This window comes from Tenacibaculum salmonis (assembly GCF_041053065.1).
In the GTDB taxonomy this organism is placed as follows: Bacteria; Bacteroidota; Bacteroidia; order Flavobacteriales; family Flavobacteriaceae; genus Polaribacter; species Polaribacter pacificus_A.
In genome coordinates this window covers 642,280-657,825 of the sequence record NZ_JBFCVV010000001.1, presented here as the reverse complement: position 1 = coordinate 657,825, position 15,546 = coordinate 642,280, and the positions used below count along the sequence as shown (strand labels likewise).

Sequence of the window (15,546 nt, the reverse complement as noted above, 5' to 3'; positions counted from 1 at the left end):
TGCCACAGTTATGCGATGCTGAAATAAATTCAGCATGACGGTAGTGTAACTTACTCAGTAACTACAAATTTCTTGTTAGTTCTAAAAATATGTTTCCATTCAGGATTGTATAATTGCGATCTGTTTTTACGAGCTCCAATAGCACTACCAACAACAATTAATACAGTTCTTGTTTTTTTACTCTTTTTTACAATTTCGGCAAGGTTTTCTAATTTCCCTTGATAAATTTCTTCATCTTTCCAAGTAATTCTGTACATCACAGCAACTGGAGTATCGGCATCAAAATGTTCTAATAATTGCGCTTGTACTTTTGATGCAATTCCTGCACTTAAAAAGATACACATTGTTGAATTAGTAGCAGCAAATGCAGAAATACTTTCTTTTGATGGCATTGGTGTTTTTCCTTCGCCACGAGTTAATACAATAGATTGTACAACTTCAGGAATGGTAAATTCTGATTTTAAAACCGCTGCGGCAGCACTAAATGAAGAAATTCCAGGAACAATAAAATACTCCATATTTAACTCGTCAAAAATGGTCATTTGTTCTTGAATTGCTCCGTATAAAGAAGGATCACCACATTGTAAACGCACAATTGAATTTCCTTTTTTATAATGTTCTTGCATTAATGAAACTTGTTCTTCCAAGGTCATCATTGCAGAATTTCGAACCACAGCAGAAGGTTTACACCAATTGGTCATTTCTTCAGGAATTAAACTTCCTGCATATAAAACACAATCAGCTGCTTCTAAATATTCCTTTCCTTTTACGGTAATTAATGATGAATCACCAGGACCTGCACCAATAATAGCAACAGCAGTTTTACGAACAACTTTCGCATCTAAAGAAACAGAAAATGTAAATTTCTCACTATTTTCAATATGAATTTTTTGCTTTTCAACAAGCAACTCATTATTTCCAGAAAGTAACATTGCACAAGATTCTGAAACTCCTGCGACACCAATTTTAGATTGTACCATTTCACTAGGATTTGGTATTGAAATCGTATTTATTTCATTCGAAGTAAACGTACTGAAAGGAATATTATTGACTTCACTAAAATCTAAATATGCTTGCTGATTTGCTTTAATATCAATAGAACCAAAATTTTTGATTGCTGAAAAATGCAATCCTTCGTTAGCTAATTTAGTTTTGAATGTTTTTTGAAAAATAGTAAAATTTAATTCTTTAGAACATCCCGAACCAACTGAAAGTACTTTTGGAATTAAAAATAAACTAGGAATTTTTGCTTTGTATATTTTGTAACTAACAGCAATAAATAATTCAAATTGCGTGTAATCAATCTCTTTTTCATCATAAAAAACAGTTACAAAATTAGGTGCTGTTTTTTCTAAATGCTGTGTTCCTTTATCTTTAATATCTAAAAGTAAAGCGGTTGGTTTATTATTCACAAACAACGCCATTGTTTTAGTTATTGATAAAGAACTTTCTGTTTGCCAGTCAAATTGATTTCCAAGCGTATCTAAAGCCCAAATATTTTGAACATCGCTAGATGTAGATATAATTGGATTTGCACCTAAAACAGCCGAAACTTTTAAAGCGAAATCATTTGCTCCTCCTTTATGTCCGCTCAATACTGATTGTACATTTAAACCTAAATCATCTACAGAAATAACTGCAGGGTCGGTATTTTTATCTTGAATATATGGTGCAATTAATCGCACACAAATACCTAATGCGGTTACAAAACAAATACCATCTAACTTTGAAAAATTATCGGTTAAATAGTCTGAAATAGATGCAATAGTCGAAACATTCCCATTACTAGATTGTAAGGTTGTTATGACCAATGATTTTGGAAATTCTTTCTGAATGATAAGGGCTTTTTCTAATCCTTTTTCAGTAACTGCTATAATGGCTATTTTTTTCATTTATATTTTTTCTGCTGAATGAATGCTAATTTTGTTATGTTCGTTTACTTGAATCACACTTGTATTTATAGTATAATTTAATGTAGTAAGCTCTTTTATAAATATATTGGTGCTATTTTGTTTTACAGCATTAGTTACTAGTCTAGTTTTCGGATTTAATTGATGAATTAGATAAATCAATTCTTTTAATCTCCCTCCGTGACCGCCAATAAATACAACATCAGGAACAGGAAATTCTTTAAGATTTAGGTTGAAAAAATCATCAATAATAATAGTAATCCCAGGGGTAGAGAAGCGTTCTGTATTTTGCTGAATTATATTTTCGCATACAGTTCGTTTTTCAAAAGCGACTATTTTTAAATGTGGGAAATGTTGTTTTACTTCAATAGCGACCGAACCTGTACAAGCTCCAATATCCCAAAAAACAGTTTTATTTTGCAATTGTAAAGCGTTTATTGTACTCAATCGGATAGGCATTTTAGTAATCATATTTGCCCGATTCGGTAAAGGAATAAAAGCATCATCAGCAATTCCAAAAGGCTTATTTTTTGGCGTAATTTGCTTTAATAAAACACAATTTAAATTGTTATGTAATTTTTTAGTACAAGTTGCTAAATCAAGCGTTTGAATATGTTCTTCATTTCCATCTAAAGCTTCGCCAACGGTGATTGAATAATTATCAAAACCATATTTTAACAAACGTTTTGCAATTTCGCAAGGTGTTTTTTTAGCATCTGTTAATACGCCAATTAATTCATTTTGATTAATTAAAGCTTCATCTAAAGCTGACCAATCTCTACCGTGAACAGATACCGATTTTAAAGCATTATAATTTGTTTGTGTTTTATGACATAACAACTGAATACTGTTAAAATAAGGCGTTGCTTTTAATTGTGTGTTTGGTAATAAACGTTGTAACGTATTTCCGAATCCATAGAAAAAAGGATCTCCAGAGGCGAAAACTACAATAGTCGTATCAATTTTTTTATATTGATTGATAAGAAAATCCATTTTTCCTGAAATTTCAATCCAAGTATGGTTTTTTGGTAAGTATGATTTTACCAATTCATAATGACGTTTTCCGCCAGAAAAAACAGTCGATTCTTGAATTAATCCCAAGACATCATCATTGAATTTTGGCGTTGGATGATTGCTGATTCCAATTAAATGAAAGTCGATATGTTTTTGAATTTTATTCATTTATTGATAAGATTCTTTAATAACAACATCATTTATGTTTTTACGCTTTTCCCATTTTAAACGTTCTAATTCTGGGTTCTCATAAAATTTATCGACATGACCTAAACACAAATAACCTATTAATTGTCTGTCTTTAGGAGCGTTTAATATGGTTTTAACTTTGTTCGCATTTAAAATACTAACCCAACCTAAACCCACATTTAACGCCCTTGCCATTAACCACATATTTTGAATAGCACAAACCACCGAATAAACACCTGCTTCTTTCATAGAAGTTTGCCCTAAAACAGGATGTTCACTTGGTTTGTAAAAAACAGCGATATTTAATGCAGATTCTACAATACCTTCTAATTTTAATTGAGTGTATGCGTCTGCTTTTTTTCCTTCGAAAAGAATTTTAGCTTTTTCATTTTCTTCAAAAAAACTATCTTTAATTTTATTTCTGATTTCTAAATCTTTGATAACAACAAATTCCCATGGTTGAGAAAATCCAACAGAAGGCGCATTTACTCCAGCAAATAGAATTTTATCTAAATGTTCTTTAGATATAGGCGTATTTATAAACCGATTTCCTCTAACATCTCTACGTGCAAGTATTATTTGCTCGAGGGTTTCAATGTTTTTTGGAGTAAATTTGTTCATCATTTAAGAATTAAAATAAATTGAAGATTCTGGTAACGTAAATGCAGCATTAACAATAGCTGCGGCAACATTACTTCCGCCTCTGTTACCTTCTATAACCACCCAATTTGTTTTTTTTGTTTGCGATAACTGCTCTTTTGCTTCCAAAACATTGACAAAACCAACAGGTACGCCAACAACTCCAGCAGGTTTAAAAGTGTCGTTATCTCTTATTTGCTCTACAATTTCGAACAAAGCAGTCGGAGCATTTCCAACAACATATAAAGCATTTGGATATTTTTCAATAGCTTTTCTAATTCCTGCTTGAGAACGTGTAATATTTTCTGAAGTTGCTAATAATTGTGAATCTTCATCATTTAATAAACAATGTATTTGATTGCCGTATTCTTTTGTAAAAGCCTTTGTAATTCCAGCTTTTACCATGGTAACATCGGTTACAATTTCGCCACCATTTTTAAGATGTTCATACCAGTTTTCAATTGCATTTGGCGTTGCCGAATAATGGTTGAAATCCTCTAAAATTCCTGTGGTATGAATAACTCTTGTTATTGCCCATTTATCAGCAATCGCAAAAGATAAATCTTTAATATGTTCGGTAACAATTCTAAAACTTTCTTGTTGAATTTCTTTTCCTGTATGTGGTTTTCGATTTAAATAACCTCTTGGAGTTACTAAATAATCTTTAAAACGATATGTTTGCGAATTTCCAATCATCACCAAACAAAACATGTCTACATCTTCAGGATTAAACTCTCCTAAAGTGGTAATTTTGCATTCTTCTTCTGGGCGAGTTACGTGTCTAATAATTGCAACAGGAGTAGAGGGAGAGCGTTTTTCTAAAAATATTTTTTGTAATCGACCTAATTGCCAATGTCTTTTTTTACTTTTCGGATTGTATAAACTAGTTACAAAATCGCCCATTGCGGCAGCCTTAATTCTTTGTTCTATTTTGTTCCAAGGAGTCATTAAATCTGACAATGAAATACAACAAAAATCGTGTCCTAACGGCGCACCTAATTTACTTCCCGCAGCTAAAAAAGCAGAAACACCAGGTAAGGTTTCTAACTCAATATCATCATGATTTCCTTTCGATACAACTTCGTAAACAATAGCAGCCATTGCATAAATACTGGCATCACCAGAACCAATAACGACTACATATTTATCTTCTTTCGCTTTTTCAACAGCCTTGTGAGCTCTTGCCTCTTCTTTTCCTAAAGGCATCGAAATTAATTCGGCATCTTCTTTAAATAACGATTTTCCAAATTGAAAATAATAGTCGTACCCAATAACAACATCAGCTTTTTGCAACGCATTTTTAACAACGGGTAACATATAATCTATATCTCCAGGACCTAATCCCGCAACGGTTATTTTCATTTTTTTATTTTTTTAATAATGATAAGAGAAAAATAAGGAGTTTCTCTTTTACTGGCTGTATCCCAGTTATTGGTTATAAATTGTTGGTCAGTTCCTAGGCGTTCGGCATAGGTGACGCTATGTTTTTGAGTGTCAATTACAGCGGTAATTATATCAACAACCGATATAATTTTCATTAAAACAACAGTATCAAAATTATCAATAGCTTCTTGTAATTCTTCTTTACTTTGGATGCGAGGAATAACGGTTACTTTTTCATTTTGCAAACACAAAGGAATTTGACTTTCTGATGATAAATGTAAGTAAGAAGTAATTCCAGGAATTAAATCGATTTTTAATTGCTGTTTTTTAATTTTTTCTAATAGATAAGAAAAAGAGCTGTACGTACTAATATCGCCTTCACTAACAATGGCTATTGATAAACCATTTTTATAATCGCTTAAAATTTGTTGAAAAGTAGTTTCGTAAACTTCTTTAGCTTGAACTCTTTCTAAATCCATCTTTAGATAAAAACCAACTAGTTTATTAGCATCTAAATTATAATTATTTAAAATAGTACGTGAATAACTTATTTTTCTACCATCTTTAAATAACGAACCTGGATAATATATTTTATCAGCTTGCTGTAAACTTTTTAATCCCTTTAAGGTAATTAAATCAGCATCACCAGTTCCTAACGAAACACCATATATTTTACCCGTTATCATATTCCTAAACCTTTTTTAATTTTAGTAAATACATTACTTTTCTCTCCAACTTTTTCATCCTCTTCAAATAAAACACCTTTTACACCTAAATGATGTCCAACTTGTTCTTTACCAACTTCATCTTCTAAACCAACAATTTGTTTTCTATATTTACATAATTGGCAATTCATATTTGCTGTACCGTTGATGGTTTCATCTAAACGTTCATCAAAAGCTTTTAAAATTAATTCATCGCTACCAAAAGCATCAGTATATATGTGTTCGAAAGGAGAGGTTTCATCAAAAGTGCGAATTTGATTATAAATACGTTCTAAAAGAATCCCTGTGAAAAAGAAAAACGGAATCGCAATAGTTCGTTTAAATTCCATTTTACTTGTTAGCTCTAAACTTTTAGTAACCGTCGGATATGCTGTTCCGCTATATGCAACTGTTGTAAAACCAAATCCCATTCCTTCGCCTAACATACACGCTAATTTGTGTACATCAGAATTGGCATCAGTATCTGTAGTTCCTCGTCCAACCACCATTAAACAAACATCTTTTCTATCAATAACAGGATGTTTGCTTTCTTCTTCTAAAATTCTTTTTTGAGCTAATTCTAATAAAAATGAATTCACACCAAGATGTTTTCCCATTTTTATGGTTAAATCGCTATAATAACTCTGTATGGTATTCATTTCATACGGAATATCATTTTTGGCGTGAGAACCTGCAAAAAGAATAATCGGCAAAGCATAAATTTCACGAATTCCTTTTTGATACATACGTTCAATAGAAGCTTCATACACAGGATGATTGAATTCTAAAAATCCATAATCCACTTCATAATCAGTATAACGAGCCTGTAAGGCTTCAACTAATTGTTTAAAAGCATCAGTTCCTGTTTTGGTTCTGCTACCATGTCCGCAAAGTAAAATTCCTTTTTTCATTGATTTAATTTATTGGTTTTACACCTATTAAAAATACTACAGGCATTTGTAGTGGTTGTTTTTTGATGTCGTTTTCTATTTCTTCTAATGTTGATGAAAGTAATATTTCATCTTCTCTTGATACATTAGAAACAGCATTGATAGGAATTGTAGAATCTCCACAAATGCTTATCAATTTAGGAATTAATTTGTCTAAACTTTTTAAGCCCATATACAGCGCTAATGTATTTCCTGCTTTTAGCATTTCAGCAATTCCTTTCAATTGTGCGGTTGAATAATCGGCTGTATGTGCGGTACAAATTAAAACGGCGTTTGATTTTCTTCTTTCCGTAATAGGTATGTTAACTGCGCTAGCGGCTGCTAATGCAGCTGAAATTCCTGGTGCAACTGTAAAAGGAAGTTTATGTTTCTTTAAAAAACGAACCTCTTCGGCAGCTCTTCCGTAAATATATGGGTCGCCAGATTTTATGCGAACGACTTTATCACCTTGTTCACAATGTTTTTTCATCAATAAATTGATGTTATCTTGACGACTTTGTTGGTCTTCTTTATCGCCAAATTTTCTACCGACATAAATACGTTCCGCTTGTGTATTGATGTTTAATATTTCATCAGAAATTAAATTATCATGTAAAATAATTTCCGCAGTTTCAATCGCCTCAAAAGCTTTTAAAGTTAGTAGATTTTTATTTCCAGGACCTGCGCCAACAATCGAAATTTCAGGTAAATGTTCTCTTGTAAAAATCCATTCAGGATTAGCAAACTGATACGTGAAATTTAATAACGATTTTGATTTTGAATTATCAATTATTTTAAAACGTTCTTTTGATGCTGTTGTTGTTTCAAAAATAGGAGCAGGCATATTTAATTTGATGGCTGCATTTTCATAATATTCTTTTCTCTTCGGATGTATATCTGCACAACCATTAATAATTTCACCAAAACAATTTTGTTCTAAAATAGTATCGATTAAACTAATAACATCTTTCTGATGAATTAAATTTACAGGTACATTCGGGTTTTTTAATTGCTTTTTATTGGAAAGAAATCTTCCAGGATGACGTTTAGCACCGATTAAACCCGCTAAACGTAAAATAGTTAAATTATCACCAAAATGTTGTTGTAATAATTCTTCGGCTTTAATTAATGCGTGTCCAGATGCTTTTTCAGGAACACATTTTTCAGCTTCATTTATAAGATTATTATTGTTTTGATATACCGAAGTAGAACTCACAAAAATAACTTTTGTTGATTTAGGAGTTTGTTGTATAATTTGCGCTATTTGCTTCGGATGAATTGTTTCAATATTATCAATTCTTTTAGGCGGAAAATTAATAATAAGGATGTTTGTATCTGTAATAAAAGATTCCCAATCACCAATAATACTATCGGCTTCAAGCCTTATTCTACAAGTATGAAACGAATATTTAGCAAGTGTTTTTAGTTTTTCTACAGATGAGGTACTTCCATTAACAGTATATCCATTTTTTTGTAACTGCAAAGCAAGAGGTAAACCTAACCAGCCTAATCCTAATATTGAAACATGTTGTTTACTCATAATTATTTTAAATGTAAGTTGGTGTTTTGTAACTGAATTTTAGTGCAATATAACCAAGCTTTATTTTCTATGGAATCGAAAGTTATTTTTCCTAAAATTTCACCAAATTTATTTTTGAAACGAATACCTGTGAGTGCTGTTTCTTTTTGATGAAAATATTCTGTACTAGAAATTTTTGATTGTTGTAATTCCTTATTTTCTTTAGGAACTGCAGCGATTGTTAACTTTATGATTTCCGTTTTAGTTTTTAATTCAAGCGTATGTGTATCTGAATAATTTACTGTATTTATCTTATCAAAAGAAATAATATTTTTATCAGCCATAGCAAGTGTTACACCTTTTGGATTTTCTGATAAATATAAGAAAAGAGGATATAAATATTGATCTGAACTAAAACCTCTAGTAATATAGCAGTCTCCTAATTCTGCATCATTTTTTAACTCAAAAGGTTTTGGTTTTATAGGAGCTCTTTCGTTATTAGAAACTTGTTCATTCCATCCTTTTTTGTATAATAAATTATCTTCATTAAAAGGCTCATTATTAATGTGAGCCTTTATAATTGGAGTGATTTTTTCAGGTGTTAATTCTTTATACCAAAATTCATCAGGATAGACAATACAGGTAGGAGCATCTTCACATCTGCCGTTACATCTTGTTTTAATTGTATGGGTTTTATCCCAAAGATTATTGTTTCGTAAGTAAGCTCTGGCAGCTCTTGTTACTTGTTCGCTTCCTGCTTTTTGACAAGAACTTCCGTCACAAAAGAAAAAAGTATGTGTTGTATTGGCGATATTTTTCCCCATAATTTAAAAGAAATAAGTGAAACTTACTTTTGATAAAAAAGGAGTTCCTGGTGTAAAATGAATATCATCAACAGGTTGTAATTCTCCTTGTAATTGTGAAGAATCATAAAAAACAGCTTCTCTCCATGCTGTATTAAAAATATTTTCTACGGATAAACCTATTTGATATTTTGGTCTTGTGTAATTGATAACAAAATCTGCAATAAAATAACTGTCAGCAATTACAGATTCATCTTCAATTAAAGGACGTTCTCCTAAAAAACGATAACGTAACGATGTGTTAATTCCATTTTTTAAACGCAAAGTAGCGCCACCAGTTGAGGTAAAACGAGGCGCACTAGGAATTTTGTTTTCAGTTTTAGGGGCATCTAATAAAGTTCCAAAACTATAATTTAAATCGGTATCTAACCAAAAATAAGGCAACGGTTGATATCTAAAAGATGCTTCACTACCAATTCGTTTTGATCTTCCTTTATTTTCAAATTCAAATCCATCACTACCAAAAACAAATTCAGCATCACTTTGTAAATAAAAAGTAGCAATGTTACCAACAAAGTTTTTTCCAATTTTAAATTCTGTACCAATATCATAACCAACAGCTCTAGGCAGCGGATTAATTTCTTTATTTGTTATAGCTGCATTTGCGTAGTTTGAATGAAATCCTGAACTAGCTTTTGCATATAGCTGTAGGTTTTTAGTAGCATCATAAAACAAACTAAATTTCGGACTTATTCTAAGAGTATTCGTCTTTCCATGTTGAGGAACTGGTACTATTTCAGTTACGTTAAAATCGAAATAATCAGCTCTAATACCTGCTAAAGCCGTTAATTTAGGAGCTATTTGAATTCTTTCTTTTAAAAATAAAGCAACGTTTGTTTCTTTAATATCAAATTCATTTATAGGATTTGATAATGTACGTCCAATAGCGTTATTTAAACCAATATTGTTATTATTACGTTTAATTTCCCAACCAAAAGTAGTGGTGCTGTTTGGTATTTGAAATATATTTTTAGTTGAAATATTTCCTTTATAGGCGTACATTTTACGATTTTCTTGCTGATGAATCATATCACCATCAACAGGATTGTTTTGATAAAAAGAAAAGTTAGAAAATAAATTATACTTGTTGCCAACATAATATAACTGATTTGTAAGTTGTGTTTTTTCTGAAAGTTGAGAGTTTAATTGCATGTTAAAATGTATTCTTTCAGTATCGCCACCTTCTTTATCATCAATAGCTCCAAATCTATCTATTAATCCACTTTTAACAGCTCTTAAAGGTATTTGACCCGAAGCATTCCAATTACTATTAAATGTAGAAATTGATGTTCTTAATTTATGATTATCAGAAAATGCAACGGTATATTTTGTAAATGTATTTAATCTTTTAAGTCTTTGTTCACTTTCAAAAAAACTGTCATTATAAGTTCCTTCAATAGCAATGTAAGCACTTTCTTCATTCTTAGTTAAAAAATTGTTTTTATCAATAAGTGATACCATTGCCAAAGCTCTAGCAAAATCGTATTGACCATATTCTAACTTTACAAAATTACGATGTACTTTATCTTTTGATGAAAATTTAGCAGCTCCAGAAACGGCAAAATTTCCTAATGAAGTTTCATGAGGTCCTTTATAATAATCGGCAGCTTGAACAGTTTCAGGAATTAAAAAATGTAAATCTGCATAGCCTTGTCCGTGTGCGTGAGAACTTAAATTAACGCCAATATCATCAACTAAAACAGCAAAATCGGTTCCATGGTCGTTATCAAAACCTCTTAAAAATATTTGTTCGGCTTTTCCGCCACCAGCATGTTGCGCAATAAATAAACCTGGTACAGTTTTTAAAAAATCGTGGGCACTATTTATTGGTCTTAATTGTAATGAAATTTTAGAAACCTTATTAGTTCCTAATTTTTTTTCGTTTTTAGCATTGATAATTACTTCAGAAAGTTCTATTTCTGAGTTTTTTTTGTTGGTGTTTTTTTGTGAGAATATGGTATGTGTACAACACATAAACCATACACTGCATAAAATCAATTTTTTCATTTAAAAAAGAGTTTAAGCAGGCAAGGAAAGAAAATATGAAAAAACATAATTTTCTAACTCTTTACCCGAGAGTTATTAATATAAATTATTGTTTTAGTGGCAGGTCTCCTGACTTAACTCTATTTTATTTACCTTCCCATAGTTATAACTACAGTGGTTTTTGATAATAAAATATTGATATGAGTTTTACAGTTGCGGGAACAGTTTCGGATTTACACCAAATTCCCTTTTAATTTTTACAATAATGTAAAAAACCATTTAACAGCCGCGAAGATACTTCTTTTATTTAAACAAATATTATTTATTGTGCTACTTTGGTTTGTGTTGTTTTTTTATCAGTTTTTTTAAAAATTCCACTCTTTTGTTTACTGATTTCTTTGGTAAAATATAAATAGAAAAACCTAAGTTAGTATAAGTTTCTAAAAGTAACTCTTGTAATTTTTTAGCTTCTTCAAAAGATTGTAATCGTTGTGGATCTTCTTTATAAATAGCTTTCCAAAGTGGAAGTACAAAAACGGTTGTATGATATTTTTTTTTATAATCGAAATTAAAAAAATGTTTACTAATAGGTAGTTTATGTAATTTTAAATAAGCAATGTTATCTGCTAATCCACGATCAACAAAAGTAGTTTTATCACTTAAAATAGTTAAATCGGCAATAGTTTTTTGATAAACTAAATTGGTAAAACCAACTACATCTTGCCAAGGAGTTTTATTTCCGTTGTTTTTTTGTTCGTTAATTATAATTTTACGAGAAACCTCTTCTAAACAATAAAAATTATTGGTGCGTAAAGCATTAATTAAAGTAGTTTTTCCTGTTCCAGGTGCGCCCGTAATTATATATCGTTTCATTTAAAATAAAAAGTAGGTAATTAAACCAATTAAAAGTACAAAGGTAAGGGTAACAGTATGATTGATAAAAGCAACTTTTTTAAATTCGCTTTCTTTTATAATACGATTGTTATTTCCGATAAAAGGTTTATCGACTAACTTACCATGATAATAATTAGGGCCGCCAAATCTGCAATTTAAAATAGTTGCTAAAGCAGCTTCAGGATATCCTGCATTAGGGCTTGAATGGTTTTTTCCTTGTTGCCACACAAAAATAATTTTATCTAAAGAAAAAGTAACGAGTAGCATTAATATTGCCGTTAAACGTGAAGGAATGTAATTTAAAACATCATCTAGCTTAGCTGCAAATTTACCGAAGTTTATATAACGTTCGTTTTTATAGCCAATCATAGAATCTAGTGTATTTACCATTTTATAAAGCATTGCTCCAGGTACGCCTAAAATAGCAAAGTAAAAAAGTGGCGCAATAACTCCGTCGCTTAAATTTTCTGAAAGTGTTTCAAAAACCGCTTTTATAATTTCTTGCTTATTAAGCTTAGAAGTATCACGACCAACAATCCAAGCAACACGATTTCTTCCTTGAGTAATTCCTTTTTTTAGTTCGGTAAAAACAGCTTTTCCTTCTTCAATTAAACTTTTGTTAGCTAAAGCATAAAATAAGAAAATAACATCAAAAATTATTCTCGCAATATTATTGGTGATAAATTTTCTGGTGATAAAAAAAAACAAAAAAGTACCAATACTAAGTAATAATGTTAATAATGCGCCTTTTAAAAATCGATTTTTATTTTTGTTTAATTTTTTTTCGCCAAAAGAAATTAAATTTCCAAATAAACGTATTGGATGTGGTAACCATCTAGGATCACCTAAAATTAAATCTAAAATATAAGCCAAAAATAATGGTGCTATGTAAATTAAGAAATCCATTTTTTTAATGCTTGAATTAGAGTGTTATTTGCTGATTTACTTTGTGTAGCAAGTCGAATATATTCGCCGTTTAGTTTTTTGAAATTAGTTGCATCTCTAATTAAAATTTGATGATTTTCAATTAAATACGCTTTTAAATCTTTGGCTTTTTTATCATTTAATAATTCGACTAAAAAATAAGATGTATTGCTTTTACAAACTTTTATTCCTTTTAAGTTAGATAATTCTTTTTGAAATTGTATCGTTTCTGTAATTAATTCTGTAGCGTTAAATTGAATACTTTTATAATTATCAAAAATAAATTCACCTGCTTTTACGGCTAATAAATTAACGCTCCAAGGCATTTTTAATTTTAAGATTGATGCTGTTAATTTATCATTAGAAATAATATATCCTAAACGTAAACCAGGAATTGTAAATGTTTTAGTTAATGAACGAATGATTATTAAATTATCAAACTTTTTTATTAATGAAACAATAGATGTTCCGCTGTCGGTAAATTCAATATAAGCTTCATCAATAACAAAAAAAGTGTTTGGTTTTTGTTTAAAAAAGGTTGTTAATTCTTCGGATGAAAAAATAGCTCCCGTAGGATTATTAGGATTACATATAAAAATAAGGTCTGCATTTGTTTCGCTTATTTTATCTCTAAAAATTAATTGATAATCTAATTTGAAAATTTTACAAGAATCCTCATATTCCGAAAAAGTAGGCGCAACAATAGCCGTTTTTTTATCAGAAAATAATTGAGCAATCAAATAAAAAGCTTCAGTTGCACCATTGGTGAATAAAAAATTTTCGCTTTTTAAGTCGAATTTTTTAGCCGCCAAAACATTTAATTCGCTTGCAGTGGGCGAGGGGTAACTCTGAATTAAAGGAACACTTTTTGAAATATGTGAAAGTAAATTTTCTGGGCATCCTTTATAATATACGTTCGAGCTAAAATTGTGTTTAATTTCTCCTTTAATTAAATGAAGATCATCTCCATGTCCGTTTAACATTCTTTTGTACTGTTTTTTATGATGGCTTTCATGTCTAAATTTTCATCAATCCAATTGGCTAATTTATCAAATTGTTCAGCTTTAAAATTTTTATAATTTATAGCCTTAGCATCAGGGTATTTTATGCGTAATAATTCGGTAATTATTTCTTGATTATCAAAAATACCATGTAAATATGTACCCCAACTTTTATTTCCGTCAAAATAACCTTCTTCTTTTCCGTTGATGTAATTTAGGTGTTTGTTTTTCGGAACAATAGTTTCTCCCATGTGAATTTCGTAACCTTCACAAAGTTCTTTTTTGTTTTTAAATTGAAAACTACGTTGTATGGTTTGTTTGGTTTTAGAAAGTGTCGTTTCAATATCAAACAAACCTAAGCCTTCTTCTGATTTAATATTACTTTCCACAGAAAAAGGGTCGTTAATAGTTTTACCCAATATTTGATATCCACCACAAATTCCAAGAATAGGAATCTGTTTATATTGTTCTTTTATAACGGTATCTAAATTATCTTTTTTTAAAGCGATTAAATCTTCAATAGTGTTTTTTGTACCTGGAATAATAATTATATCTGCCTTTCTGAGTTCTTCGGAATCTCTTGTGAAATATAAATTGATAAGCGGTTCTTGTTCTAATGCCTGAAAATCGGTGTAATTAGACATGTAATGAAGTCTTACTACTGCAATATTTAATTTATTATCGATAGCCGTTGTTGCTCTTTTATTTAAAGCAACAGAATCTTCTTCTTCGATAATAATATCCGTAGCATACGGCAAAATTCCTAATATAGGAATATTTGTAAGTTCTTCTAATTTCTTTTTTCCTTCGATAAATAAATTAGGATCTCCTCTAAATTTATTAATTATAATACCTTTTATAAGTTTTCGTTCCCAAGGTTCAAGTAATTCAATAGTACCATAAACACTACCAAATACACCGCCTTTATCAATGTCAGCGATTAAATAAACACAAGCATTTGCAGCTGCTGCCATTGGCATATTTACAATATCTCGATGTTTTAAATTTAATTCACTGATACTTCCTGCACCTTCCATAACAACAGGATTGTGTTTTGAAGCTAATTTTTTAAACGATTTTTTAGCTTCTTCAAACAGCTGTTTTTTATTATCGCCTAAAAAATATTCTTTTGCAGTTTGATCACCAATTGGTTTTCCATGTAAAACAATTTGAGATTTATTTAAAGAAGATGGCTTTAATAAAATCGGATTCATTTCTACAGTTGGTGAAATACCACAGGCTTCAGCTTGTACAGCTTGCGCCCTTCCAATTTCAAGATTATCAGGAGTAGAAAAACTATTTAACGACATATTTTGCGCTTTAAATGGCGCAGGATTATATCCTTTTTGTTTTAGCCACCTACAAATCCCTGTAGTTATCCAGCTTTTACCAACATCAGAGCCTGTGCCGACTAACATTATAGGGTGTAGGTTTTTCATTTTGTTTTTTTGAAGCACAAAAATATTGAATAAAATACATACTTTGTTTAAACAATAGTAGTATTATTATAGTAATTTTAGGATATTTGATAGCACAAGCGTGACACTTGTGCTAGCGGGGGAAAAATAAAGGCAGGAGACGTTACTATTTT

General features: G+C 30.4%; 13 protein-coding genes and 1 riboswitch. All 13 genes read right to left on the bottom strand.

Annotated features, from left to right (window positions below):
* Positions 1-50 precede the first annotated feature (50 nt).
* Positions 51-1,892 (bottom strand): precorrin-4 C(11)-methyltransferase, encoded by a 1,842-nt coding sequence (gene cobM / locus AB0T67_RS02690; RefSeq protein ID WP_369219037.1) that lies wholly within the window; start codon positions 1,890-1,892, stop codon positions 51-53.
* Entirely contained in the window at positions 1,893-3,092 is a 1,200-nt protein-coding gene (cbiE, locus tag AB0T67_RS02685) for a precorrin-6y C5,15-methyltransferase (decarboxylating) subunit CbiE (RefSeq protein WP_369219036.1), read from the bottom strand.
* Positions 3,093-3,734: a 5,6-dimethylbenzimidazole synthase gene (gene bluB / locus AB0T67_RS02680; RefSeq protein ID WP_369219035.1), complete on the bottom strand. Its 642-nt coding sequence runs from the start codon at positions 3,732-3,734 to the stop codon at positions 3,093-3,095.
* 3 nt (positions 3,735-3,737) lie between these two features.
* On the bottom strand, positions 3,738-5,114 hold the full coding sequence (gene cobJ, locus AB0T67_RS02675) for a precorrin-3B C(17)-methyltransferase (protein ID WP_369219034.1): 1,377 nt from the start codon (positions 5,112-5,114) through the stop codon (positions 3,738-3,740).
* Positions 5,111-5,821 (bottom strand): precorrin-2 C(20)-methyltransferase, encoded by a 711-nt coding sequence (gene cobI, locus AB0T67_RS02670; protein WP_369219033.1) that lies wholly within the window; start codon positions 5,819-5,821, stop codon positions 5,111-5,113. The genes cobJ and cobI overlap by 4 nt, the downstream gene beginning before the upstream one ends.
* Positions 5,818-6,750 (bottom strand): sirohydrochlorin chelatase, encoded by a 933-nt coding sequence (locus tag AB0T67_RS02665; RefSeq protein ID WP_101907196.1) that lies wholly within the window; start codon positions 6,748-6,750, stop codon positions 5,818-5,820. The genes cobI and AB0T67_RS02665 overlap by 4 nt, the downstream gene beginning before the upstream one ends.
* A 4-nt stretch (positions 6,751-6,754) precedes the next feature.
* Complete coding sequence (gene cobA, locus AB0T67_RS02660) at positions 6,755-8,308, bottom strand: uroporphyrinogen-III C-methyltransferase (protein ID WP_369219032.1); 1,554 nt, start codon at positions 8,306-8,308, stop codon at positions 6,755-6,757.
* 2 nt (positions 8,309-8,310) lie between these two features.
* Positions 8,311-9,111: a (2Fe-2S) ferredoxin domain-containing protein gene (locus AB0T67_RS02655; RefSeq protein WP_369219031.1), complete on the bottom strand. Its 801-nt coding sequence runs from the start codon at positions 9,109-9,111 to the stop codon at positions 8,311-8,313.
* A 3-nt stretch (positions 9,112-9,114) separates the two neighbouring features.
* Positions 9,115-11,157 carry a TonB-dependent receptor gene (locus tag AB0T67_RS02650; RefSeq protein WP_369219030.1) on the bottom strand — a complete coding sequence of 681 codons (2,043 nt, stop codon included), beginning with the start codon at positions 11,155-11,157 and terminating at the stop codon, positions 9,115-9,117.
* An 81-nt stretch (positions 11,158-11,238) separates the two neighbouring features.
* Positions 11,239-11,431: riboswitch (cobalamin riboswitch) on the bottom strand.
* Positions 11,432-11,466: 35 nt separating this feature from the next.
* On the bottom strand, positions 11,467-12,009 hold the full coding sequence (locus AB0T67_RS02645; RefSeq protein ID WP_369219029.1) for an AAA family ATPase: 543 nt from the start codon (positions 12,007-12,009) through the stop codon (positions 11,467-11,469).
* On the bottom strand, positions 12,010-12,936 hold the full coding sequence (gene cbiB / locus AB0T67_RS02640; RefSeq protein ID WP_369219028.1) for an adenosylcobinamide-phosphate synthase CbiB: 927 nt from the start codon (positions 12,934-12,936) through the stop codon (positions 12,010-12,012).
* A complete protein-coding gene (locus AB0T67_RS02635; protein ID WP_369219027.1) occupies positions 12,924-13,937 on the bottom strand; it encodes a pyridoxal phosphate-dependent aminotransferase in 1,014 nt (337 codons plus the stop codon). Before AB0T67_RS02635 ends, cbiB begins: the two co-directional genes overlap by 13 nt.
* Positions 13,931-15,394 (bottom strand): cobyric acid synthase, encoded by a 1,464-nt coding sequence (locus AB0T67_RS02630; RefSeq protein WP_369219026.1) that lies wholly within the window; start codon positions 15,392-15,394, stop codon positions 13,931-13,933. The genes AB0T67_RS02635 and AB0T67_RS02630 overlap by 7 nt, the downstream gene beginning before the upstream one ends.
* Positions 15,395-15,546: the final 152 nt, after the last annotated feature.